Here is a 23,109-nt window from a genome sequence, read left to right as displayed (position 1 = left end):
CAGGGATCCCATCATGATGCAGACACTGTTGACACAAACGCCTTCGGCTCCGGCCAACGGGTTGGACAAAGCGCCTCTGAGCGGTTCCGTCGAGAGCAAAAGTATCGATGGGGGAACCGGCAGCGACAGCAAGGGGGATTTCGCCACCCTGATTGCCAAGGTCCGGAACAGCGAGCAGGGCGCCGCCGAGGCCACTCAGGGCGGTAACCATGTCCGATCAGCCAAATCTTTGGCGACCGAGAGCGCCTCTCCCAAAGAGGAGATCGGCAAGGCGCAGGATCCTGACGCCGATAACAAGGTGGAGGAGGTCCCTGCCACCGACTTTCTGCTGCGCCTGCAAGACTCCCTCAAGCTCGACACCTCGCTAGTGACCCCCCAGCTGGCGGTGGCGGCCCAACAGAGCGCCACTGCGGTAGACGGCAATCCGTTGCCGCAAGAGGGTGAGCTGGAGGGGATTGCGCTTGATGAAAGCGAGCAGACCCCAGCCGCAGCCAGGATTGCCCAACAGCTTGCTGGTCAGACCGGGGCGCAGTCGCCGCTGGCGACGACCGCCAACTCGACTCTTGATACCACCGTATCGTCCTCAGCGGCGCGAGTGGTGGCGCAGGGCGATGCCTCTGCTGCCGTTCTCTCCTCTGAAGGTGAAGATGCCGCCACTACTGGGGATGGGCAGGCCGGGGAGAAAGCCTCTGCCAAGGGCGAAACCCTCGGGGCTGATGGCAAGCACACCAAGCCCCTCACAGGGGCAGAGCGAATGGCCCAGCTGGCCAAGGTGCTGCCGGTCGATGAGTCGGCAAACACCGCCAAATCCGCTGAGTCACTCGCTGCAAAAGAGGCTGGCGACAGCAAATCCGATCTCGCCGCCAGCAATGCTTTGACTAACAAGGGGCAGGCAACGCAAGCCGCGACTCAGGGGGCCGCCCTCAAGGCCTTCAATGAGGGGCTCAAGCAGCCTGAAGCGGGCGCTGCAACCACTTCAGCAACTGCGGATGGAAGTGGGGTAGCTGGCAAGGGGACAGAAAAGGGTGCCGCCGAGGGTAGCCAGCAGCCAGCCACCGCCGCCAATCAAGGTTCGGCGCAGGTAGCGACGGCGCAAAGTGCCGCAGAAAGTGCCGCAGCCCAGAGCAGCGTAACGACAAATGCGACGACTCCGACTGATAACGCTGCCGCTCCCGTGATGGTGGCGCCGCAGCAGGTGTTGGCACAGGCTGAATCTCAGGGGCCGCAAGCGCCGCTGTCGACTATTTCAGCCGGCATCAAGCAGATGGAAGTGACCGGCACCGACGAGGTGCGCAAAGCGGTTTCGCTTGAAGTAAAACCGAAGGCCGGTGAGGCGGAGAAGAGCTTGGTTGCGACGACATCGAGCGGTGAGAGCAGCCAGAACCAGACTGTTCAGCATGGCCAGAACAGCCAGACTCAGCCACAGGTAGCCGATAGCCGGGCGCCCGCCGCTGAGACTACGCTGCGCCGTGAGCCGCAGAATTTACCTCATTTGAAACTGGCCAGTCAGGAAGCGCCTGCCGAATTGCACCAGAAGGTCAATGTGATGCTGGCCGAAAAACTGCAACAGGCGGAAATTCAGCTCGACCCCCTCGGCCTTGGCAAGATGAAGATCCAGATCCAGATGGGAGCCGACAGCCAGGCCAACGTCCATTTTGTGGTACAACATGGACAGACCCGCGAGATGCTGGAGCAGGCGATGCCCCGGCTGCGTGACATGCTGGCAGGGCAGGGGATCCAGCTTGGTCAGACGCAGGTGCAGCAGCAGTCGCAACAACAGCAGCAACAGGGCCAGCCCACCTTTAACGGGCAGGGGCAGCAAGGTCAGAGTAGTGGTCAGCCGCGGTTCGGTAACGGGCTGGTTGAAGGGGAACTCACCACTTCCAACCCCAGTTTGCTGGTGGAATCGACAAACGGTTCCGGAATTGATTTCTATGCTTGATGCAATCCCGAGTAAGTTTATGATATCGAACAAGTTTGAGACTAGGGTGGACAAGGGATGGCTGACGATAACGAGTTGACGCTAAAAGACCCGGCTGCGGGCAAGAAAAAGAAGCTGATCATTATCATTGCCCTGGCGGTAATTTTGCTGGGCGGTGGTGGTGTTGGCGCCTTCCTGATGCTCTCCGGCTCCGATAAACCGCCCGCTGAAGCGGCGGAAGGTGCCGAGGCCGCACCCAAGGAAGAAGCGCCTAAACCTTCCCTCTATGTCGGTATGCCGCGTCCCTTTGTCTTCAACGTCGCAGGTGCCCAGCGAGATCGACTGGTTCAGATCAAGATCCAGCTGATGGTGCGCGGTACCGCCGACGAGACGCTGGCCAAACAGAATATTCCCCTGATTGAAGGCACCCTGTTGCGGGTATTCAGTGCAGCCAGTGCCGAACAGCTGATGACCTTCGAAGGCAAGGAGAAGCTGCGCAAGGATTCACTGGAAGAGTGCCGTCGGGTGCTCAAGGACCTGGTCTCTTCCCCCGTTATCGAACAAGTGCTGTTTACCGGCTTTGTAATGCAGTAGGTGAAGCGTGAGCGATCTGTTAAGTCAGGACGAAATTGATGCCCTCTTGCACGGTGTCGATGATGTCGAAGAGGAAGAGATAGGCGGCGCTGGAGACCCCGGCGTAGCCCAGTTTGACTTCTCCTCCCAGGACCGCATCGTCCGTGGTCGCATGCCGACGCTGGAGCTGGTGAATGAACGTTTCGCCCGCCATATGCGGATCAGTCTGTTCAACATGATGCGTCGTACCGCCGAGGTCTCCATCAACGGCGTGCAGATGCTCAAGTTTGGCGAGTATGTTCATACCCTGTTTGTGCCGACCAGTCTCAACATGGTGCGGTTCCGCCCGCTCAAGGGGACGGCGCTCATCACCATGGAGGCCCGACTGGTCTTCATTCTTGTGGAGAACTTCTTCGGTGGCGATGGCCGTTATCACGCCAAGATTGAAGGGCGCGAGTTCACGCCGACCGAACGGCGCATTATCCAGATGCTGCTCAAACTGGTGTTTGAGGATTACAAGGATGCCTGGGCGCCGGTGATGGATGTGGGGTTCGAGTATCTCGACTCCGAAGTGAACCCGGCGATGGCCAACATCGTCAGCCCGACCGAGGTGATCGTGGTCAGCTCGTTCCACATCGAGCTCGATGGTGGCGGCGGCGACTTCCACGTGGCGATGCCTTATTCCATGCTGGAACCGATCCGCGAGCTGCTGGATGCCGGTGTGCAGAGTGACAAGGGGGATACCGACGTACGCTGGAGCAAGGCGCTGCGTGACGAGATCATGGACGTCAAGGTGGAGCTGCGGGCCAAGCTGCTGGAGACCGAACTCACCCTGCGTGAACTGATGGAGCTGCGACCCGGCGATATCATTCCGGTCGATATGCCGGAAAATCTGCTGGTTTTTGTGGAGGACTTGCCCACTTTCCACGCCAAGATGGGCCGTACCAAGGATAATGTGGCGCTCAAGATCACCGACAAGCTCAAACGTCCTGAAGGAGTCAAGACGGAGATGCATCTGGTGACCCGGGGCGGGGTACGAATTGATGGCGAGGCCGAGCTGGAAGAGCTCGAGCGCAGTATCGAAGATCAACAGCGATAATTGACGGTTTATTACGGTAAACGGTCACGAAGTAGCATAAGGAAACAAGATGAGCGGAACTGAGGAAGAGGATCTGATGGCTGATGCCTGGGCTGCGGCTCTGGAGGAGCAGGTGACGGCGGAAGCCAAGCCAGCTCCGTTGGAAGAGTTGAAAGATGATGCCCCCATCAGTGCCGAGGAGCGTCGCAAGCTCGACACCATTCTCGATATTCCGGTCACTATCGCCATGGAGGTGGGCCGCAGCCAGATCAGCATCCGCAACCTGTTGCAGCTGAACCAGGGCTCGGTGGTGGAGCTGGATCGGGTTGCAGGCGAGCCGCTGGACGTATTGGTCAACGGTACCCTGATCGCTCACGGCGAGGTGGTGGTGGTGAACGACAAGTTCGGTATCCGCCTGACTGACGTCATCAGCCAGATTGAACGGATCAAGAAGCTCAAATGATGCGCCTCCTGTTGTTATGGCTGCCCGTTCCGGCCTTTGCCGAGACAGGGGCATCAGCCAACGTGCCTAGTCTGAGCTCCTGGTTGCTCTCCAGTCTTATGGTGATTGGTCTCATTCTGGTGCTGGGCTTTCTGCTCAAGAAGAGCAAGTTGGCAACCGCCATGGGGGGCGGCCAGATGCGGGTCATCGCCTCGTTGCCGGTGGGTTACAAAGAGAAGCTGCTGGTGGTCAAGGTGGGCGAACAGCAACTGCTGGTCGGCGTAACACCGCAGCAGGTCAACTTTCTCTACCGGCTGAAGGAGCCGCTGGACGAAAACCAGCCGCAGGCGTTTTCCCAGCAGCTTGGCAAATTGATGGGCAAGCATGAAAAAAGCTAACGGCTTATGGCTGAAAACGGGGCTGCTGGTCAGCCTGCTGATACCACTGTTTTGCTCTTGGCCTGCGTTGGCACAGGACGCCATGTCGGCGGTGACCGTCAAGACCATGGGGGATGGCTCTCAGGAGTACAGCCTGACCCTGCAAGTACTGGCGCTGATGACCGCGCTCTCCTTCTTGCCGGCCATGGTGATCATGATGACCTCGTTTACCCGCATCATAGTGGTGTTGGGTATCTTGCGCCAGGCAATAGGTCTGCAACAGAGTCCCTCCAACCAGGTGTTGATCGGCATCGCCCTGTTCATGTCGTTCTTCATCATGTCGCCGGTGCTGGATCGTATCAATGATGAGGCGTTGCAGCCCTATCTGGCCGAAACCATTCAGGCAAAGGAGGCGCTGGAGCGGGCCGAGTTGCCCATCCACCAGTTCATGCTGGCCCAGACCCGGATCAAGGATCTCAACACCTTTATGGAGATCGCTAACGTGCAGGTGGAGAAACCTGCCGATGTGCCGCTACGGGTGCTGATCCCTGCGTTTGTCACCAGCGAGCTGAAAACCGCTTTCCAGATTGGTTTTATGCTGTTCCTGCCGTTCCTGGTCATCGATCTGGTTGTCGCCAGTATTCTGATGGCGATGGGGATGATGATGCTCTCGCCGATGATCGTCTCGCTGCCCTTCAAGCTGATGCTGTTTGTGATGGTGGATGGCTGGAACCTCATTTTGGGGTCACTGGCCAACAGTTTCGGACTGGGTGCCGGTTAGCCGGTCGAGCGCAAGGAGCCCGAATATGAGTCCTGAAACCTTTGTCGACGTCTTTCGCGAGGCGCTCTGGCTGGTCAATATCATGGTCAGCGCCGTGATCCTGCCCAGCCTCGCTATCGGACTGGTGGTAGCCATCTTTCAGGCCGCCACCTCCATCAACGAACAGACCCTGAGCTTTCTGCCCCGTCTCATCGTGACCCTGCTGGCCCTGGGAATTGGTGCTCACTGGGGAATGCAGAGTCTGATGGACTTCTTCATACTGATGGTCAATCAAATCCCCGAGGTGGTGGGATGACCTACACAACCGCTCTGATCATGGAGTGGTTGTCTTCCATCCTCTGGCCGCTGGCGCGGGTGAGCAGTCTGCTGATGGTGATGGCGGTGTTCGGCAGCCGCCTCGCTCCTGCGCGGGTACGGATGGGGCTGGCGCTTGCCATCACCTTTCTGATTGCCCCGCTGCTCCCGAAAATGCCCCCTATCGAGCTCTTCTCTGCCGGCAGTTTTCTGGTATTGGGCCAGCAGCTGCTGATCGGAATTGCCCTCGGCCTGATGACCCAGTTTCTGATGGAGAGCTTCGTGATGGCCGGTCAGGTCATCGCTATGCAGACCAGTCTGGGTTTTGCCACCCTGGTGGACCCGATGAATGGCCAGTCGGCCCCCGTGGTCGGTCAGTTTTATCTGATGCTGGCGACCCTGGTGTTTCTGGCGCTGGATGGTCATCTGGTGATGCTGCGGCTGGTCATTCTTAGTTTCGAGACATTGCCTGTCTCCGAGCACGGCCTCTCGGTTTCATCCATGAAAACCCTGAGTGCGTTTCTGGGTGTGATGTATCAGGCTGCTTTGGTGATGTCGCTCTCAGCCATCGTCGCCTTGCTCCTAATCAACTTCGCCTTTGGTGTCATGACCCGGGCGGCGCCGCAACTCAACATTTTCAGTATCGGTTTTGCGGTCAGCATGATGTCGGGTCTGCTCATCCTCTGGCTCACTATCGGCGGGTTCCTCGGTCACTTCGACATCATGTGGGAGCGGGTGCAGGAGGTCAGCTGCGAGCTGATCAACACCCAGTGCTTCGGGGGCGCTCATGGCTGATACCGACCAGGAACGTACCGAACAACCCACGGGCAAACGACTGCAACAGGCCCGTGAAAAAGGGCAGATTGCACGTTCAAAAGAGTTGGGAACCGCCAGCGTGTTGCTCTCGGCGGTATTTGGCCTGCTGATGCTCAAGGGCTCGCTGGCGACCGCCATGATCAAGGTCGTCACCATGGGCTTTACCCTGGATCGGGAGCAGGCTTTCGATCCCAATGCCATGATCGCCATGCTGCCGGCGCTGCTGGGGGAACTGGTTCTTCCGCTGGGGCTGTTGTTCGCGCTGGTGGCGATTGCCGCTTTTATCGGCAACACCCTGATGGGGGGGATGAACTTCTCCACCGAAGCCATGATGCCCAAGATGAGCAAGTTGAGTCCGCTCAGTGGCCTCAAGCGAATGTTCGGGGTGCAGTCGCTGATCGAGCTGGTCAAATCCATCGCCAAGGTGGTGTTCATCACCCTGTTTGCCTGGTGGATGTTATCCAGTCAGTTTAATCATCTGCTCAACCTCTCAATGGAGGGGTTTCCCGGCGGCATTATTGATGCGCTGGAGTTGTTTCTCTGGATGTTGATCATCCTCTGCTGCGCCCTGCTGCCCATCGTCGCCATCGACGTGCCGTTCCAGCAGTGGAACCACATGCGTCAGCTCAAGATGACCAAACAGGAGGTCAAGGACGAGTTCAAGGACAGCGAAGGCAAGCCCGAGGTAAAGGGCAAAATCCGTCAGCTACAGATGCAGATGGCGATGCGCCGGATGATGGGGGATGTGCCCAAGGCCGATGTGGTGATCACCAACCCGACCCACTACTCGGTAGCGCTCAAGTATGATGCGGGCAAACCCGGTGCCGCGCCCAAGGTCGTGGCCAAGGGCACCGATGAAATTGCAATGAAGATCAGGGAGATCGCCAGAGAGTACGAGATCCCCATCATGCCGTCACCAGCCTTGACCCGGGCTATTTACCACTCAACCGAGCTGGGCCACGAGATCCCGGAAGGGCTGTTTGCGGCGGTTGCCCAGGTGCTCGCTTATGTCTTCCAGCTCAAGAAATTCCGCCGTGGTCAGGGGCGCCGTCCCCAACCGCTGGCTAAAGATCTGCCCATTCCGACCGAATATCGAAAATGACAAAGTTCTGACGTAGTCAAAAATAAATCCATTGCATTTCAATGTCTTGTATTGTTGGCTTGATGTTTGCTTTAATCTGGCACCAGCAGGTTGAAATTGAGAAGCGCGATGGAATTCAAGGCAGTATTGGGCCAGTTCAAAGAGTACCGGGGAGTTTTGGGCAAAGGCCTTGGCACCCCTCTGCTGGTATTGGCCGCGCTCGGCATGGTGGTGTTGCCCATCCCGCCGTTGATGCTGGATGTGCTCTTCTCCTTCAACATTGCCCTCTCCATCGTGGTGCTGCTGGTATCCGTCTATACCCGCCGCCCCCTCGAATTTGCTGCCTTCCCGACCGTACTGCTGCTCGCTACCTTGCTACGGTTGGCGTTGAACGTTGCCTCGACCCGGGTGGTGTTACTGGAAGGCCATAATGGCAGTGCGGCGGCCGGCCATGTGATCGAGGCGTTCGGTAACGTGGTGATCGGCGGCAACTATGCGGTCGGCATCATCGTTTTTACCATCCTGATGATCATCAACTTTGTGGTGATCACCAAGGGTGCCGGGCGGATCGCGGAAGTGAGTGCCCGTTTTACCCTTGATGCGATGCCGGGCAAACAGATGGCCATCGATGCCGATTTGAACGCCGGCCTCATCAATCAGGAAGAGGCGAAGAAGCGTCGTCAGGATGTGACCCAGGAAGCCGACTTCTACGGCTCCATGGATGGTGCCTCCAAGTTTGTCAAAGGGGATGCCATTGCGGGCATCATGATCCTCTTTATCAACATCATCGGCGGCTTCATCATCGGGATGATGCAGCACCAGCTGACCTTCAGCGAATCTGCCGAGATCTATACCCTGTTGGCCATCGGTGACGGTCTGGTGGCGCAGATCCCCTCCCTGCTGCTCTCCATCGCTGCCGCCATCATAGTGACCCGTCAGAATACCGATCAGGACATGGGTACCGCAGTACTAGGCCAGCTGTTTGACAATCCCAAGGCGCTGATCATCTCGGCCGGGATTCTGCTGATGATGGGGCTGGTGCCGGGGATGCCGCATTTCGCCTTCCTGAGTCTGGGGGCTCTTGCCGCCGCTGGCGCCTGGTGGTTGCTGCGCCGCGAGAAACTGGCGGCCGCCAAAGCGGCCAAGGGTGAGCTGTTGCCTGCCACAGCCGAGCAGCCTCATGAACAGAAAGAGCTTAGCTGGGACGATGTGATGCCGGTGGACATCATCGGGCTTGAAGTGGGTTATCAGCTGATCCCGCTGGTGGATCGCAATCAGGGTGGCGAACTGCTCAACCGGATCAAAGGGGTGCGCAAGAAACTCTCGCAAGAGCTGGGCTTTCTGGTCCCGGCCGTCCATATTCGCGACAACCTGGATCTGGCGCCAAACCAATACCGCATCACCTTGATGGGGGTCAGTACCGGCGAGGCCAATGTCTACCATGATAAGGAGATGGCCATCAATCCGGGGCAGGTGTTCGGCCAGATCCAGGGGATAGCGACCCGGGATCCCGCCTTCGGACTGGAAGCAGTCTGGGTTGCCAAGGATATGGTCTCTCAGGCACAGACGCTGGGGTATACGGTGGTGGATACTGCGACCGTGGTGGCTACCCATCTGAGCCAGATCCTGACCAACCATGCGGCTCTGCTGCTGGGCCATGACGAGGTACAACAACTGCTCGACATGATTGGCAAACATCAGAGCAAGCTGGTCGAAGGGTTGGTGCCGGAAGTGATCAGCATGGGTAACCTTGTGAAGGTATTGCAGAATTTGCTCAATGAAGGCGTGCCAATCCGCGATATGCGCACTATCCTGCAGACCCTGGTTGAATACGCGCCGCGCAGTCCGGATCCGGAAGTGCTCACGGCCGCTTGCCGGATTGCCCTGCGTCGCCTGATTGTGCAAGAGATTGCAGGCCCCGATCCCGAGCTACCGGTGATTACCTTGGCGCCGGAATTGGAACGTATATTGCATCAATCCCTGCAGGCTGGTGGCGGTGATGGTGCCGGTATTGAACCGGGTCTGGCAGAGCGGATGCAGCGTTCGCTGGTGGAAGCCACTCAACGACAAGAATTGGAAGGCCAACCGGCCGTGCTTCTGACATCGGGGATCTTGCGCAATACCCTGGCGAAATTTGTCAAGAATGCCATTCCTGGATTGCGCGTTCTGTCTTATCAGGAAGTGCCCGACGACAAGCAGATCCGCATCGTCAGTGCGGTAGGGCAGAACTAGTTAGCGGAGACGACGGGTGAAGATTAAGCGGTTTTTTGCCAAGGATATGCGAACGGCTCTGGCCGAGGTCAAGGAGACTCTCGGGCCGGATGCCGTCATCATGTCCAACAAGAAGGTCACCGGAGGGGTAGAGATAGTCGCCGCAGTCGATTATCAATCCCAGGTCCCGGGGCCCAAAGATGCGCCGGTTCGCCGTCAGCTGAACGATGAGAGCGTCAATATTTCGTCTGCTGCACGGCAGATGATCCGCCCCGAGCCGTCGCCGGCGAAGGAGCAGAACGAACATTATGCTGATACCCTGGCCGCCTTGCTGGCGCGCCAGCAGAAGCTCAAGCCGGGCAATGGGGCGCCACTGGGTAATACCCAATCGGCCGGTCTGGCCGCTGCCAATGCTGCGCCCAGAACATTGGCCGAGCAGGGGCAGTGGGGCGCAGCTCCCGAACCTGCCAAGCCCAAAGCTCGGGTTGCGTCCGGCCAGCGCCCCCCTCAACCTGCCCAGCGGGATCAGGAGATGGAAGGGATGCGCAAGGAGATGGCCAGCATCCGTAAATTGCTGGAGCACCAGATCTCCGGGCTGATGTGGCAAGAGGTGGAGCGCCGTGAACCGATGCGGGCCCTGTTGATCAAGGAGCTCAAGAAACTGGGCTTTGATGATGCCTTTGCCGATCAACTGGCGGGACTGATCCCCGAAGATATGTCCATCCATCAGGCGATGGCCCAGTTGGCCGAGGTGTTGACGGCCCAGCTCAAGATCAGCGAGGACGAGATCATGCGTCAGGGCGGCGCGGTGGCGCTGCTTGGCCCGACCGGGGTGGGCAAAACCACCACTATTGCCAAGCTGGCGGCCCGTTTCGCCATGAAGTATGGCGCCGAGCAGGTGGCGCTGATCACCACCGACAACTACCGGATTGGTGCCCATGAACAACTGCAGACCTATGGTCGCATCATGGGGTGTCCGGTGCGGCAGGTGCGTGATGCAGAAGAGCTGGCCAATGCCCTTTATCAGTTCCGCCACCGTCGGCTGGTACTTATCGATACGGCCGGGGTTGGCCAACGGGATATCCGGTTGACCGAGCAGCTCGATACCCTGGTCAAGAATGCCAAGGTACGGATCCGCAGTTATCTGGTGATGTCGGCAACTTCCCAGCGTCGGGTGATGCAGGAGGCGGTTGACCATTTCCGGCGTATTCCATTAAGCGGCTGCATACTTACCAAATTGGATGAAAGTCTGAATCTGGGCGAAGTGATTAACGTGTGTATCCAGAATTCATTACCCATCAGCTATATCACTGATGGACAAAGGGTTCCGGAAGATATTCAGGTTGCCAATGCGGCGCAGCTCGTCGGAGCTGCCATGGGCTCGCTGGAGCGAGAAACAGAGGAGCCCTATTTCTGGGGCGCAGGCTTTGGCGAGGCCGAAGATTCGGAGTTTTATGAGTAACATGTATATGGATCAGGCGAGTGGTCTGCGCAAAATGCGTCAAAACAATCGAGTAAAAGTAATCGCCGTTTCCGGTGGTAAAGGTGGCGTGGGCAAGACCAACGTGACCCTGAACGTGGCCGGAGCCATGGCCGCCCAAGGCAAGCGGGTGATGGTGCTGGATGCCGACTTGGGTCTGGCCAACGTCGACGTCATGCTGGGGCTGCGGGTTCATCGTAACCTCTCTCACGTGCTGGCGGGTGAATGCACCATCGACGACATCATCGTCGAAGGCCCTTACGGCATGATGATCGTGCCTGCGACCTCGGGCACCCAGTCCATGGTCGAGCTTTCTCCGGTGCAGCATGCCGAGCTTATCCGTGCCTTCAGCGAAATGAAGACCCAGGTCGACATCCTGCTGGTGGATACGGCTGCGGGGATCTCCGACATGGTGCTGAGCTTCACCCGTGCCGCTCAGGACATCATGGTGGTGGTCTGTGATGAGCCGACCTCCATCACCGATGCCTACGCCCTCATCAAGATCCTATCCAAGGATCACGGCGTGTTTCGTTTCAAGGTGGTGGCCAATATGGTGCGCAGTCTGCGCGAAGGGCAGGAGCTCTTTGCCAAACTGACCCGGGTCACGGATCGTTTCCTCGACACCTCGCTGGAACTGGTCGCCTGTGTACCCTATGACACCAATCTGCGTGCCGCCGTGCGCAAGCAGAAGCTGATTGTCGAGGCGTTTCCCAAGTCGCCGGCCGCACTGGCGTTCCGGGCCCTTGCCAACAAGGCGGCGAGCTGGCCGGTGCCCAACCAGCCGGGCGGCCATCTGGAGTTTTTCCTGGAAAATTTGTTGCAGAAACCGGCCACAACACAGGAAGGTTCCCGTGAATAAAGCCCAAGCGTACTTGCGTCATCAGGATTCCTACGTGCTGGTGGAGCGTCATGCTCCCCTGGTCAAGCGAATTGCCCAGCATTTGTTGGCTCGCCTGCCCAGCAGTGTCTTGCTGGATGACCTGATCCAGGCAGGTATGATTGGGCTGCTTGAAGCCTCCCGCAACTTTGACGGTAGCAAGGGGGCCAGCTTCGAGACGTATGCCGGGATCCGCATCCGCGGCGCCATGCTGGATGAGATCCGGCGTGGTGACTGGGTACCCCGCTCTGTGCATCGCAACAGTCGCGCTATTGCAGAGGCGATCGAGAATGTCGAGCAGACTCACGGGCGTGACGCGCGAGATACCGAAGTTGCTGCCGAGATGGGGGTATCCATCGCTGATTACCATGCGATGCTGCAAGATGTCTCCTGCGGCAAAATTATCGGCATCGAAGATTTGGGAGTCAGCGAGGATGTGATCGGCAACCCCGATGACGCCCCTTCAGGCTCGGGATTTGATGAATTGGCTGCCGAGCGATTTCAGATTCAATTATCCGAGCAAATTGGTCGTCTACCAGAGAGAGAAGCTTTGGTTCTCTCTCTTTACTACGATGAAGAGCTGAATTTGCGTGAAATTGGCGAGGTTTTGAATGTCAGCGAGTCGCGTGTGAGCCAGATCCACAGTCAGGCAATGCACAGATTGCGTGCTCGTTTGAGAGATTGGCATCTATAAGTGTTTGTACTGGCTACACTGAGATGAAACTCTAAGGCATAATCCGCACGACACAACCCGTTTTTAGCATCATGTAAGTGAGCCACTCTGGTGGCTATTTAGGAGGGAATTTTGGACAAGAACATGAAAATCCTCATTGTTGACGATTTTTCAACGATGCGCCGGATTATCAAGAACTTGCTGCGCGACTTGGGATTCAACAATACCCATGAGGCGGATGACGGCAATACAGCGCTGCCGATGCTGAAAAATGGTGACTTTCAGTTTGTAGTTACCGACTGGAACATGCCTGGCATGCAAGGTATTGACCTGCTTAAAGCCATCCGTGTCGATGAGAAGCTCAAGCATCTGCCGGTACTGATGGTAACCGCTGAAGCCAAACGTGAGCAGATCATTGAAGCCGCCCAAGCTGGCGTCAACGGTTACATCGTCAAGCCCTTCACCGCAGCAACGCTCAAAGAAAAACTCGACAAAATTTTCGAACGAATTGGCTAAGGAGCTGCAGGGATGATGGCCAAAACGAGAGCAATGATTTCGCTCGACCAGGCAAGGATGCTTGTTGCTCATCTGGAGCAAGGCGAATTTGAGCTGGCCGATGAACTGCTTGCCGAAGTATGTGCCCCCAACGCAGCCGATCTGTTTGAAAAAGTAGGTCAGCTGACCCGACAACTGCATGATTCACTTCAAGAATTTCGCCTCGACCCCCGTATTCCCGATTTAGCTACCCATGACATTCCCGATGCTCGGGAGCGTTTGAGCTACGTTATCGATATGACCGACAAAGCGGCCAATCGCACAATGGATGCGGTGGAAGCCAGTTTGCCGATAGCGGATCGCCTGAATGACAATATCCAGCTGGTGATGCCGAACTGGAATGCCCTCATGTCTCGTGACATGAGCGTGGGACAGTTCAAATCCTTATGTCACCAACTTGATGATTTTATTAAGGCTTCAGAGTCTGATGCCGATAAATTACGGCAACTGCTGACAGAAATCCTGATGGCGCAAGATTTTCAGGATTTGACAGGTCAGATGATCCGCAAGGTCATCAAGCTTGTTCAGGAAGTTGAAACAAAATTAATAGAAATGCTGACCATGTTTGGTGAGGCTTCTGCTGAGCATTCAACTCGTAGTATTCCTGTCAACGGGATTGAAGCAGAGGGCCCTATCATGAACCCCGAGGCTCGTGCCGATGTGGTCAATGGTCAGGATGATGTGGACGATCTGCTGTCTAGCTTGGGATTCTAATGGAGTGACGCATGGCCTTCGAAGTTGATGAAGACATACTGCAAGACTTTCTGGTCGAAGCATCCGAAATATTGGAACAGTTGTCTGAACAACTGGTCGACTTGGAAAAGCGGCCCGATGACAAGAACCTGTTGAATGCTATCTTTCGCGGTTTCCATACCGTGAAAGGGGGGGCAGGTTTTCTGTCGCTCGGTGAACTGGTTGATGTATGCCACGGTGCGGAAAACGTGTTCGATATCTTGCGTAATGGCAAGCGAACCGTTACTGCGGAGCTGATGGATGTGATCCTGCAAGCGCTGGACGCCATCAATGTCATGTTCGCCCAGGTTCAAAATCGCGAAGCACCCAGCCCTGCGTCAGATGATTTGCTTCATGACCTCCACGAGTTGTGCAAGCCGGAAGGGGAAGAGCAACTGCGCACTGCTACCAGTGCGGCTGCGGCTGTAGAATCTGAACCTGCAGTACCGGTAGTTGTTGAAGAAGTTGTTCCAGACGTTGTTGAACCCGCAGCCACCAGCAGCGAGCCTGCTCCTGTCAATGGCGGCGGCTCGATAGATGAAATTTCTGCAGACGAATTTGAACGCCTGCTGGACGAGCTCCACGGCGTGGGTGGGGCACCGACCAAGACGGTTGCAGCAGCGCCTATCGCTGGTGGCTCTGGCGATATCACCGATGATGAGTTTGAGGCCTTGCTGGATCAACTCCATGGTCAGGGACAGCACATGGGGGCGCCAGAGGTGAATCCTCTGAAATCGGTGCAAAAAGAGGTGGACGAGCTTATCGATGATGATGAGTTTGAACGCCTGCTTGATGAATTGCATGGTCGTGGTCAAGGGCCTCAGAGTACTATGGCACCTGCCGCACCTGCCGCACCTGCCGCACCTGCCGCACCTGCCGCACCTGCCGCACCTGCTGCACCTGCTGCACCTGCTGCGGTGACTCCGCCCAAACCGGCCACTCCTGTTGCCAAACCAGCACCGGCAGCCCCCGCAAAACCTGCCGAAGCAGCCAAGGCACCAGCGCCTGCCGCCAAGGCCGCGCCTGCGCCAGCAGAAAATAGTGCCGTGCAAAGCGATACGACGGTGCGGGTGGATACCAAGACTCTCGATGTCATCATGAACATGGTAGGTGAGTTGGTTCTAGTCCGTAACCGGTTGGTGAGCCTGGGTATTGCCAGCAATGATGAAGAGATGTCAAAGGCGGTTGCCAATCTGGATGTGGTAACGGCTGACCTGCAAGGGGCGGTGATGAAAACCCGCATGCAGCCAATCAAGAAGGTGTTTGGTCGTTTCCCGCGCGTGGTGCGTGATCTGGCCCGAACCCTCAAGAAAGAGATTGAGCTGGTGATGGTGGGCGAAGAGACCGATCTTGATAAAAACCTGGTGGAGGCGCTTGCCGATCCTCTGGTTCACCTCGTTCGCAACTCATGCGATCACGGGGTCGAAATGCCGGATGTTCGTGAGAAAGCGGGCAAACCGCGGCAAGGGACGATCACCCTTAGCGCCTCCCAGCAAGGCGATCATATCCTGCTTTGTATTGAGGATGATGGGGCAGGGATGGATCCGGAGAAACTCAAGTCCATCGCAATCAGTCGCGGTGTTCTGGATGCAGATACTGCCGCTCGCATGAGCGACAACGATGCCTATAACCTGATCTTTGCCCCGGGCTTTTCAACCAAGGCCGAGATCTCCGATATCTCTGGCCGTGGTGTCGGAATGGACGTGGTTAAAACCAGCATTGTCAGCCTCAATGGGTCAGTGCATATCGATTCCACTTGGGGGAAAGGTACCCGTCTCGAAATCAAGGTGCCGTTGACGCTAGCCATCCTGCCGACTCTGATGGTTGAAGTGGGTGAGCAGACCTTTGCGCTTCCCCTTGGTTGTGTGAACGAGATTTTCCATCTGGATCTGAAAAAGGCCAACATGGTTGATGGCCAGCTCACCATCATTGTGCGCGAGAAGGCGATACCGCTCTTCTATCTGCATAAATGGTTGATTCGTGGCGCCAACAAACGTTCACGTCAGGATACCGGACATGTGGTGATCGTGCAGATTGGCACTCAGCAAATCGGGTTTGTGGTAGATAGCCTGATTGGCCAGGAAGAGGTGGTGATCAAGCCACTCGATAACCTGCTGCAAGGCACCCCTGGCATGGCCGGGGCGACCATTACCAGTGATGGCGGAATTGCTCTTATTTTGGATGTGCCGAGTCTGCTCAAAGCATATGCGCGTAGACATTAATAGCTCAGGCCCAAGGAGTTAGAAAAACAACAATGGCAGTCAAGGTATTAGTTGTCGACGATTCGAGCTTCTTTCGCCGTCGGGTGAGCGAGATCATCAATCAGGATCCCATGCTGACGGTGATTGATACGGCCCAGAATGGACGTGAGGCGGTGGACAAGGCGATGTCGCTGCGCCCTGATGTGATCACCATGGACATAGAGATGCCCGTGATGGATGGCATCAGTGCGGTGCGGGAGATCATGGCCAAGTGCCCAACTCCCATTCTGATGTTCTCCTCCCTGACCCATGAAGGGGCCAAGGCTACGCTGGATGCGCTGGACGCCGGAGCCCTCGACTTCTTGCCCAAGAAGTTTGAGGACATTGCCAGAGACAAAGATGAAGCGGTCAGACTGTTGCAACAGCGGGTAAAGGAGATCTCCCGCAAGCGCTTCCTGATGACATCAGCTGCTCGCCCCAAAGCACCTGAACCGGTTACTCGTGCTCCGCTGGGTAGCACTGCGCCCAGAACTCCTGATCGTCAGCTTGACCTGCAACGTACGGTGCCAAGTGCCTCATTCAAGCGCAGTGGCAAGAGTTATCAGTTGGTGGCGATTGGCACTTCTACCGGCGGACCAGTTGCTTTGCAAAATGTGCTGACCAAGTTGCCGGGGGATTTTCCCCATCCCATCTTGCTTATCCAGCATATGCCAGCCACTTTTACTGCCGCGTTTGCTGCCCGTCTCAACGGGTTATGTCAGATTGGCGTCAAGGAAGCGGAAGATGGCGATGTGCTTAAACCAGGGCATGCCTATCTTGCTCCAGGTGGCAAACAGATGCTGCTGGAAGGTCGTGGTGCAGGGGCCCGCATTCGCATTGTGGATGGCAACGACAAGGTCAATTACAAGCCTTGTGTGGACATCACTTTTGCCTCTGCGGCCAAAACCTATGCCGACAAGGTATTGGCGATTGTGCTGACCGGTATGGGGGCTGATGGCCGTGATGGAGCCAGATTGCTGAAAGAGCAGGGATCAACCATCTGGGCTCAGGATGAGGCTTCCTGCGTGGTATATGGTATGCCCCAAGCAGTAGCCAAAGCGGGGATTGCCAGCGAATCACTCCCTCTGGACAAGGTGGCCCAGCGTATTCTGGTTGAGTTGGGGCGCTAATTATGGGCTTGCTCGGTCTGCTCCTGGCATTGGGGGCTATTGCCATCGCGCAACTGTGGCATGGCGGTTCCCTTTTGACGCTGGTGGACGGCCCCGCTTTTTTGATCGTGCTGGGTGGTACCGTTGGTGCCGTCACGTTGCAGACTCCAGCCAAGTACATCCTGCTGGCGTTGCGCCAGCTGTTATGGATTTTTACCCCTCCCCACCAAGATCTTGCGACGCAGGCCGAACGATTGCAGTCATGGGCCGTCTTTGCGCGCCAGCAAGGGCTACTTGCCCTTGAAAATCAGGCCGAGCAGGAGGAGGACAACTTTACCCGTCAAGGGCTTGGCATGATTGTCGATGGGGTATCCACAGAGGATATCCGTATGCTGCTGGAAGCGGACATCGATATCGAGCAGGAGCGTAATGAACATGCCGCCAGAGTATTTGAAGCCATGGGGGGGTACAGTCCGACCATCGGGATCATCGGTGCCGTGCTGGGCCTGATCCAGGCCATGTTTCATCTCGAAGACCCGTCAGCGCTAGGGGCGGGGATCGCAGTGGCATTTGTGGCAACCATCTATGGAGTGGGGTTTGCCAACCTCATCTACCTGCCTATCGCCAACAGGCTACGCGCATTTCACTATCACTATGCACTCTTTCAGGAGATGACCCTGGAAGGGCTGCTGGCTATCGCCCATGGTGAAAACGGCTTGCAGGTTGAACGCCGGCTCAGGGCCTATTTGAAAGGAGAGTAGCCATGCGCAAGCGCTATCGGTTGCACTTGCAGGGTCGCGAGCATCTTGACCGCTGGCTGGTCTCCTATGCCGATTATATGACGCTGATCTTTGCCTTGTTCGTGGTGCTCTACTCTGTTGCACTGGTGAATAAGGACAAGTATCGCGCGGTGATTGATGGTATGAGCCAGGCGTTCAGTGTCATGCAGTCTGGCGGCAATGGCTTGCTTGAAGGGCAGGGTAATTCCCTGCTGGATAACCCGGTATCTGCCTCTCCATCATTGCTGGAAAGCCCAGCATCCCCCTCTCCTTCACTTGCTCCTATTTCTGGTGTGCCAGTGCTGCAAGATGGCGCGACACTTGCAAAACTCGATATGCAGTTGCAACAGAGCATGGGCTCGCTGGTGGATGCCGGTATCGTCAAACTGACGCAAGATGAGAACTGGCTGACGGTTGAACTCAGTTCCGGCTTGTTGTTTGGCAGCGGCAGTGCCTTTTTGGGACCAAACGCTGCACCGGTCATTAATACTCTTTCAAGTATTCTCAAACCGGTCGATAACTATGTAAGGGTTCGGGGTTATACCGATAACCAACAGATAAATAATGAAATTTATCGTTCTAACTGGGCGCTTTCTGCTGCTCGGGCCGAAGCGGTACTCAATGGCTTGATTGCTGATGGGATCGCCCCCCAGCGTCTGGCGTTCGAGGCATATGGCGAGTTTTCCCCCTTTGCTGACAACGGCAGCGAGCAGGGCAGACTGCAGAATCGCAAGGTTGTGGTCGCTATCTCCAAATTTGCCTGGGTGCCGCCGGCACCTGTGGTTGCAACGCCTACGGTAGTTGCCGAACCGGTTCCAGCTGTACAACAGGCGGTGGATGCAGGAGAGATAAAGGTGATCACCTTGCCCGGTGGTGGCATACGCATAACAACAAGGCAGGATTGATACAGTGATTGTTTGGACGGTTGCCAACCAGAAAGGTGGTGTGGGTAAAACCACCACAGTGGTCTCGCTTGCGGGGATCCTGGCCCAGCGTGGCCAGCGGGTGCTGTTGATTGATACCGATCCCCATGCTTCGCTGACTGCATATCTTGATTTTGATTCAGATCGCCTGGATGGAACCCTCTATGAGTTGTTTCAAGCTGTCAAACCGACAGCCGAGCTTGTCAATAAACTGACGCTTAAGACCAAGTTCGAAAATATCAACTTACTGCCAGCATCTATTACCTTGGCGACCCTTGATCGGGTGATGGGCAATCGTGAGGGGATGGGACTGGTACTGAAGCGGGCACTGCTGCGCATTCAGGAGCAATATGATTACGTGCTGATCGATTGCCCGCCAGTACTGGGGGTGATGATGGTCAACGCGCTGGCTGCCTGCGATCGCATTCTGGTGCCTGTCCAGACCGAATTTCTGGCCCTCAAGGGGTTGGAGCGGATGATGAAAACATTCGAGATCATGCAGCGTTCCAAGCGTGACAAGTTCCGTTTTACCGTGATCCCGACCATGTTCGACAAGCGCACCCGTGCTTCTTTGATGACCTTGAAATCGATCAAGGATCAATATGGGGATTCGGTGTGGAACGCGGTGATCCCTATTGATACCAAGTTTCGGGATGCAAGCTTGCTGCATATCCCCCCGTCTATCTATTCTCCCGGGAGTCGTGGAACCTATGCATATGAAACGCTGCTCAACCATCTTGATGCCCTTGAGCGGCAACGGGTTCATGAGGTGACGGCATGAGAGATACCATTCAAGTACGGGCGATGGATGACTATTTCCACTCCCTGCTGCTCGATGAGCCACTGGTGCTGGATGAAGTGGAAGAGCTTCAATCTGCCCCTGTTTTACAGTTGCAACGTCAGCCCCAAAGCGTCCCCGAGGTAGTCGCCGCACCATACCTCGAAAGCGATCCACGGCTTGCCCAACTCGGTGAGCTATTGGCTCAGGTGGGACAAGTCCAGTTTGAGAATGACGCCTTCACCCAGGAAGCGACTCTCACCGTACCGCTGGAGATTGTGGCAGAGGATTCACTGCTGCCGGTGGAGCCTGAGTGGCCTGCGGAGGTGCTGCTCCCCGAGGTTGCGGAGCCCCATACTACTATCCTGACCGAGACGGCGCTGGAGGTTGCTCCGGTAGAGGCCAGTGAACCGGTCACCTGGGAAAATATCGATACCGGCAAAGAGTTTCAGGCCCTTTTCTTTGAAGTCGCGGGTGTGACGTTTGCGGTGCCGTTGACCGAGCTGGGTGGTATTCATCAGCTGGGCGAGATCACCTCCCTGTTTGGCCAGCCAGGTTGGTACAAGGGGATCATGACCTCCCGCGAGCAGAAGATGAATGTGGTCGATACTGCCCAGTGGGTCATGCCGGGTCAGCATCTCGAGGTGGATGATTACAAGTATCTGATTATGCTTGGTGAATCGCCGTGGGGATTAGCCTGCCATCATCTCAAAGGGACTGAATTGTTACACCGTGACCAGGTGAAATGGCGCCATCAGGAGGGCAAGCGCCCCTGGTTGGCTGGCATGGTCAAAGAAAAAATGTGTGCCCTGTTACACGTCCGCGAACTGCTCCTGTTGCTGGAGCGTGGGGTTAACATAGAAGGTCGCTGATAACTTCTGCAATCGAGCTGTTTTATTGCTAGTTTTAGCAGTAGACGTTTTCATAAAAGGAATAAAAACATGACAGAAAAGCGCAATATTGCACAGAATCTGGCCGAAGATGAAGTGCTGCAATGGGTAACCTTCCAACTGGAAAACGAAACCTACGGCATCAATGTGATGCAGGTTCAGGAGGTGTTGCGCTACACCGAAATTGCACCGGTGCCGGGTGCGCCTGAGTACGTACTGGGGATCATCAACCTGCGTGGCAATGTGGTGACTGTCATCGATACCCGTTCCCGTTTCGGTCTGCCTTCCGGTGATGTGAGTGAAAACTCCCGGATCGTGATCATCGAGGCCGAGAAGCAGGTGATTGGCATCATGGTCGACAGCGTGGCAGAAGTGGTTTATCTGCGCTCTTCCGAAATCGATGCGGCACCTGCGGTCGGTACTGAAGAGAGCGCCAAGTTTATTCAGGGGGTGAGCAACCGCGATGGGCAACTGCTGATCCTGGTTGACTTGAACAAGCTGCTCTCCGATGAAGAGTGGGAAGATATCGGTTCCCTCTGATAAGTAAGGTGATGTTTTGATAATCGAGATGGTTGCCTTGGGGATGTCCCTGATTGCCTTGGCGTTTGCCTCTTATATCTGGTTCAAGAGCAAGCGCAGCAAGCAGGAGTCCGAGGCCAGTGTGGCAACCCTGCAAGGTCAGTTGGAAAGCTTGCGCAAGCAGATGATGGAACTCCATACCGGTGCCATTGGCATGGGGCAGCGTCTGCAGTCGGTGGAAGGGGCGATGCAGCAGGTCAATGAGCGCCAGCAAGAGCTGACCATGCAGGATCCCGAACGCAGGCTCTACAGCCGAGCGGCAAAGATGGTCGAACTGGGCGCCGATCTTGATGAAGTCATGAGTGAGTGCGAGTTGCCAAAGGCAGAGGCCGAGCTCTTGATATCGTTGCGAAAAGGTCGCTCTTGATGATTCAGGAAGGCAATTGCCTTCCTGAATTTTATGGCGTGCAGCCGCTTGCCCCCCAGCTGCGTTGAGCAGGCGGTTTCTACAGTATTTTCTTTGTGATCCCGGTCGCCAGTCAGTTCAATTGTTGCATCTTTGAAAAGACGTATTCCAATACTGTGTTAAGATGCAGACCGCTTCATTTTCTCTGAAAAAATCCCCATGCTGCTTCAAGTTAACAATCTGAGCTGCGTGCGCGAAGATCGCACTCTGTTTGAACACCTCTCTTTCTCTGTTGCGCCCGGCGATCTGGTGCAAATTGAAGGACCCAACGGGGTCGGCAAGACCAGTTTGTTGCGGTTGTTGACCGGGCTGTCGCAGCCATTTGCCGGTGAGGTGTGCTGGAATGGGGAGAATATTCGTCACTGTCGCGATGAGTATCATGCCAATCTGCTCTATCTCGGCCATCAGCCCGGTGTCAAAGCGGCGCTGACCCCTTTTGAAAACCTGAAGTTCTACCAGCAGTTACATCACCCGCAGCAATCAGAGATCGACTTGTGGCAGATATTGGCCCGGGTAGGGCTTGCCGGGTTTGAAGAGAACCCGACCGGGCAACTCTCTGCCGGCCAGCAACGCCGGGTGGCTCTGGCCAGACTCTGGCTGTCACAGAAACCGGCACTCTGGATCCTCGATGAACCCTTTACCGCTATCGACAAGCAAGGGGTCAAGGTGCTCGAACAGCTCTTTCTGGCCCACGCCGAGCGGGGCGGCATGGTGATCCTCACCACTCATCAGGATCTGACCCTGATGCAGGGACGGCTGAAGACTATCTCGTTGACCCCCTTCGCATCGACATTGCAGGAGTAACGACATGTTGCGCGCTGTTATGCACCTTATTCACCGTGAACTGCTGATGGCTCTGCGCCAGCGTTCCGATATTCTCAACCCGCTCTGGTTTTTCCTCATCGTCATCACTTTGTTTCCGTTAGGGATTGGCCCGGAGCCCAAACTGCTGTCCCGTATTGCCCCAGGGATCATCTGGGTGGCGGCGCTATTGGCGGCCATGTTGTCGCTGGAACGGCTGTTTCGCGACGACTTTGCCGATGGTGCGCTGGAGCAGATGATGCTGATGCCGCACCCGCTGGGCTTGCTGGCGCTGGCGAAAGTGGTCGCTCACTGGCTGCTGACCGGCTTGCCGCTGCTGCTGATCTCTCCCTTGCTGGCGATTTTGCTGTCGCTGGATATGAACACCTATCTAGCCGTCGTCGCGACGCTGGCACTGGGCACTCCTGTATTGAGCCTGCTCGGCGCGGTCGGGGTCGCGTTGACGGTGGGATTGCGCAAAGGCGGGGTGCTGCTTAGTCTGCTGATCCTGCCGCTCTATATTCCGGTACTGATTTTTGCCACCTCAGCCATCGATGCCGCGGGGATGAGCTTGCCCTATGGCGGGCAGCTTGCCATTCTGGCCGCCATGCTGGTGGGGGCTTTGACACTGACGCCGCTGGCTGTGTCGGCGGCGTTGCGGGTCAGCCTCAACTGATGGCCGTGAGCTGAACCGGATTTGGCTCCGAACGGAG

25 protein-coding genes are annotated in these 23,109 nt (G+C 56.4%); all 25 read left to right on the top strand.

The window, feature by feature from the left end; all coding sequences use genetic code 11:
* Positions 1–13 precede the first annotated feature (13 nt).
* The gene (locus tag ACTG1K_RS18450) at positions 14–1,942 is read left to right on the top strand and encodes a flagellar hook-length control protein FliK (RefSeq protein ID WP_440006286.1); all 1,929 of its coding nucleotides are present in this window, start codon (positions 14–16) and stop codon (positions 1,940–1,942) included.
* A gap of 57 nt (positions 1,943–1,999) precedes the next feature.
* The gene (gene fliL / locus ACTG1K_RS18445; protein WP_042054463.1) at positions 2,000–2,515 is read left to right on the top strand and encodes a flagellar basal body-associated protein FliL; all 516 of its coding nucleotides are present in this window, start codon (positions 2,000–2,002) and stop codon (positions 2,513–2,515) included.
* 7 nt (positions 2,516–2,522) lie between these two features.
* On the top strand, positions 2,523–3,593 hold the full coding sequence (gene fliM, locus ACTG1K_RS18440) for a flagellar motor switch protein FliM (protein ID WP_005334736.1): 1,071 nt from the start codon (positions 2,523–2,525) through the stop codon (positions 3,591–3,593).
* Between the two features lie 49 nt (positions 3,594–3,642).
* Positions 3,643–4,035, top strand: coding sequence for a flagellar motor switch protein FliN (gene fliN / locus ACTG1K_RS18435; RefSeq protein ID WP_005298791.1), 393 nt, complete (start codon positions 3,643–3,645; stop codon positions 4,033–4,035).
* On the top strand, positions 4,032–4,412 hold the full coding sequence (gene fliO / locus ACTG1K_RS18430; RefSeq protein WP_425855051.1) for a flagellar biosynthetic protein FliO: 381 nt from the start codon (positions 4,032–4,034) through the stop codon (positions 4,410–4,412). Before fliN ends, fliO begins: the two co-directional genes overlap by 4 nt.
* A complete protein-coding gene (gene fliP / locus ACTG1K_RS18425; protein WP_005334729.1) occupies positions 4,399–5,172 on the top strand; it encodes a flagellar type III secretion system pore protein FliP in 774 nt (257 codons plus the stop codon). Before fliO ends, fliP begins: the two co-directional genes overlap by 14 nt.
* Before the next feature lie 25 nt (positions 5,173–5,197).
* Positions 5,198–5,467 carry a flagellar biosynthesis protein FliQ gene (gene fliQ / locus ACTG1K_RS18420; RefSeq protein ID WP_005334727.1) on the top strand — a complete coding sequence of 90 codons (270 nt, stop codon included), beginning with the start codon at positions 5,198–5,200 and terminating at the stop codon, positions 5,465–5,467.
* Entirely contained in the window at positions 5,464–6,261 is a 798-nt protein-coding gene (fliR, locus tag ACTG1K_RS18415) for a flagellar biosynthetic protein FliR (protein WP_005353677.1), read from the top strand. The genes fliQ and fliR overlap by 4 nt, the downstream gene beginning before the upstream one ends.
* The gene (gene flhB, locus ACTG1K_RS18410; RefSeq protein WP_150996454.1) at positions 6,254–7,384 is read left to right on the top strand and encodes a flagellar biosynthesis protein FlhB; all 1,131 of its coding nucleotides are present in this window, start codon (positions 6,254–6,256) and stop codon (positions 7,382–7,384) included. The genes fliR and flhB overlap by 8 nt, the downstream gene beginning before the upstream one ends.
* Before the next feature lie 108 nt (positions 7,385–7,492).
* On the top strand, positions 7,493–9,595 hold the full coding sequence (gene flhA, locus ACTG1K_RS18405) for a flagellar biosynthesis protein FlhA (protein WP_346201456.1): 2,103 nt from the start codon (positions 7,493–7,495) through the stop codon (positions 9,593–9,595).
* 16 nt (positions 9,596–9,611) lie between these two features.
* Positions 9,612–11,036 (top strand): flagellar biosynthesis protein FlhF, encoded by a 1,425-nt coding sequence (gene flhF, locus ACTG1K_RS18400; RefSeq protein WP_103251224.1) that lies wholly within the window; start codon positions 9,612–9,614, stop codon positions 11,034–11,036.
* Between the two features lies 1 nt (position 11,037).
* Positions 11,038–11,913 carry a MinD/ParA family protein gene (locus tag ACTG1K_RS18395; RefSeq protein WP_013723550.1) on the top strand — a complete coding sequence of 292 codons (876 nt, stop codon included), beginning with the start codon at positions 11,038–11,040 and terminating at the stop codon, positions 11,911–11,913.
* Positions 11,906–12,625 (top strand): RNA polymerase sigma factor FliA, encoded by a 720-nt coding sequence (locus ACTG1K_RS18390; RefSeq protein WP_019444723.1) that lies wholly within the window; start codon positions 11,906–11,908, stop codon positions 12,623–12,625. The genes ACTG1K_RS18395 and ACTG1K_RS18390 overlap by 8 nt, the downstream gene beginning before the upstream one ends.
* A gap of 123 nt (positions 12,626–12,748) precedes the next feature.
* Positions 12,749–13,120: a chemotaxis response regulator CheY gene (gene cheY, locus ACTG1K_RS18385; RefSeq protein ID WP_005334709.1), complete on the top strand. Its 372-nt coding sequence runs from the start codon at positions 12,749–12,751 to the stop codon at positions 13,118–13,120.
* A gap of 12 nt (positions 13,121–13,132) precedes the next feature.
* Entirely contained in the window at positions 13,133–13,873 is a 741-nt protein-coding gene (locus ACTG1K_RS18380; RefSeq protein WP_005353668.1) for a protein phosphatase CheZ, read from the top strand.
* Between the two features lie 11 nt (positions 13,874–13,884).
* On the top strand, positions 13,885–16,113 hold the full coding sequence (locus tag ACTG1K_RS18375) for a chemotaxis protein CheA (protein WP_157161179.1): 2,229 nt from the start codon (positions 13,885–13,887) through the stop codon (positions 16,111–16,113).
* A 32-nt stretch (positions 16,114–16,145) separates the two neighbouring features.
* The gene (locus ACTG1K_RS18370) at positions 16,146–17,261 is read left to right on the top strand and encodes a protein-glutamate methylesterase/protein-glutamine glutaminase (protein ID WP_005334702.1); all 1,116 of its coding nucleotides are present in this window, start codon (positions 16,146–16,148) and stop codon (positions 17,259–17,261) included.
* Positions 17,262–17,263: 2 nt separating this feature from the next.
* Positions 17,264–18,001, top strand: coding sequence for a flagellar motor protein (locus tag ACTG1K_RS18365; RefSeq protein WP_005334700.1), 738 nt, complete (start codon positions 17,264–17,266; stop codon positions 17,999–18,001).
* Between the two features lie 2 nt (positions 18,002–18,003).
* The gene (locus tag ACTG1K_RS18360) at positions 18,004–18,924 is read left to right on the top strand and encodes a flagellar motor protein MotB (RefSeq protein WP_005334698.1); all 921 of its coding nucleotides are present in this window, start codon (positions 18,004–18,006) and stop codon (positions 18,922–18,924) included.
* Between the two features lie 4 nt (positions 18,925–18,928).
* Positions 18,929–19,723, top strand: a complete 795-nt coding sequence (locus tag ACTG1K_RS18355; protein WP_440006283.1) for a ParA family protein — start codon at positions 18,929–18,931, stop codon at positions 19,721–19,723.
* Complete coding sequence (locus ACTG1K_RS18350) at positions 19,720–20,592, top strand: chemotaxis protein CheW (RefSeq protein ID WP_151285822.1); 873 nt, start codon at positions 19,720–19,722, stop codon at positions 20,590–20,592. The genes ACTG1K_RS18355 and ACTG1K_RS18350 overlap by 4 nt, the downstream gene beginning before the upstream one ends.
* A gap of 69 nt (positions 20,593–20,661) precedes the next feature.
* Entirely contained in the window at positions 20,662–21,150 is a 489-nt protein-coding gene (locus ACTG1K_RS18345; RefSeq protein WP_005298836.1) for a chemotaxis protein CheW, read from the top strand.
* Positions 21,151–21,178: 28 nt separating this feature from the next.
* The gene (locus ACTG1K_RS18340; protein WP_005334692.1) at positions 21,179–21,556 is read left to right on the top strand and encodes a DUF2802 domain-containing protein; all 378 of its coding nucleotides are present in this window, start codon (positions 21,179–21,181) and stop codon (positions 21,554–21,556) included.
* A 198-nt stretch (positions 21,557–21,754) separates the two neighbouring features.
* Positions 21,755–22,399 (top strand): cytochrome c biogenesis heme-transporting ATPase CcmA, encoded by a 645-nt coding sequence (gene ccmA, locus ACTG1K_RS18335; protein WP_139463816.1) that lies wholly within the window; start codon positions 21,755–21,757, stop codon positions 22,397–22,399.
* A 4-nt stretch (positions 22,400–22,403) separates the two neighbouring features.
* Positions 22,404–23,072: a heme exporter protein CcmB gene (gene ccmB, locus ACTG1K_RS18330; RefSeq protein ID WP_139407953.1), complete on the top strand. Its 669-nt coding sequence runs from the start codon at positions 22,404–22,406 to the stop codon at positions 23,070–23,072.
* The last annotated feature ends 37 nt before the right edge of the window (positions 23,073–23,109 follow it).

Origin of the sequence: Aeromonas sp. 102P (assembly GCF_051920345.1) — a bacterium.
In the GTDB taxonomy this organism is placed as follows: Bacteria; Pseudomonadota; Gammaproteobacteria; order Enterobacterales; family Aeromonadaceae; genus Aeromonas; species Aeromonas veronii.
The sequence above is the reverse complement of the archived record's forward strand: the minus strand, read 5'-3'. Positions and strand labels throughout refer to the sequence as shown.

Coding starts and splice junctions, on each gene's coding strand:
- ACTG1K_RS18450 (WP_440006286.1), top strand. CDS start 14: ATGATGCAGACACTGTTGACACAAACGCCTTCGGCTCCGGCCAACGGG.
- fliL (WP_042054463.1), top strand. CDS start 2,000: ATGGCTGACGATAACGAGTTGACGCTAAAAGACCCGGCTGCGGGCAAG.
- fliN (WP_005298791.1), top strand. CDS start 3,643: ATGAGCGGAACTGAGGAAGAGGATCTGATGGCTGATGCCTGGGCTGCG.
- fliO (WP_425855051.1), top strand. CDS start 4,032: ATGATGCGCCTCCTGTTGTTATGGCTGCCCGTTCCGGCCTTTGCCGAG.
- fliP (WP_005334729.1), top strand. CDS start 4,399: ATGAAAAAAGCTAACGGCTTATGGCTGAAAACGGGGCTGCTGGTCAGC.
- fliQ (WP_005334727.1), top strand. CDS start 5,198: ATGAGTCCTGAAACCTTTGTCGACGTCTTTCGCGAGGCGCTCTGGCTG.
- fliR (WP_005353677.1), top strand. CDS start 5,464: ATGACCTACACAACCGCTCTGATCATGGAGTGGTTGTCTTCCATCCTC.
- flhB (WP_150996454.1), top strand. CDS start 6,254: ATGGCTGATACCGACCAGGAACGTACCGAACAACCCACGGGCAAACGA.
- flhA (WP_346201456.1), top strand. CDS start 7,493: ATGGAATTCAAGGCAGTATTGGGCCAGTTCAAAGAGTACCGGGGAGTT.
- ACTG1K_RS18395 (WP_013723550.1), top strand. CDS start 11,038: ATGTATATGGATCAGGCGAGTGGTCTGCGCAAAATGCGTCAAAACAAT.
- cheY (WP_005334709.1), top strand. CDS start 12,749: ATGAAAATCCTCATTGTTGACGATTTTTCAACGATGCGCCGGATTATC.
- ACTG1K_RS18380 (WP_005353668.1), top strand. CDS start 13,133: ATGATGGCCAAAACGAGAGCAATGATTTCGCTCGACCAGGCAAGGATG.
- ACTG1K_RS18375 (WP_157161179.1), top strand. CDS start 13,885: ATGGCCTTCGAAGTTGATGAAGACATACTGCAAGACTTTCTGGTCGAA.
- ACTG1K_RS18370 (WP_005334702.1), top strand. CDS start 16,146: ATGGCAGTCAAGGTATTAGTTGTCGACGATTCGAGCTTCTTTCGCCGT.
- ACTG1K_RS18365 (WP_005334700.1), top strand. CDS start 17,264: ATGGGCTTGCTCGGTCTGCTCCTGGCATTGGGGGCTATTGCCATCGCG.
- ACTG1K_RS18360 (WP_005334698.1), top strand. CDS start 18,004: ATGCGCAAGCGCTATCGGTTGCACTTGCAGGGTCGCGAGCATCTTGAC.
- ACTG1K_RS18350 (WP_151285822.1), top strand. CDS start 19,720: ATGAGAGATACCATTCAAGTACGGGCGATGGATGACTATTTCCACTCC.
- ACTG1K_RS18345 (WP_005298836.1), top strand. CDS start 20,662: ATGACAGAAAAGCGCAATATTGCACAGAATCTGGCCGAAGATGAAGTG.
- ACTG1K_RS18340 (WP_005334692.1), top strand. CDS start 21,179: ATGGTTGCCTTGGGGATGTCCCTGATTGCCTTGGCGTTTGCCTCTTAT.
- ccmA (WP_139463816.1), top strand. CDS start 21,755: ATGCTGCTTCAAGTTAACAATCTGAGCTGCGTGCGCGAAGATCGCACT.
- ccmB (WP_139407953.1), top strand. CDS start 22,404: ATGTTGCGCGCTGTTATGCACCTTATTCACCGTGAACTGCTGATGGCT.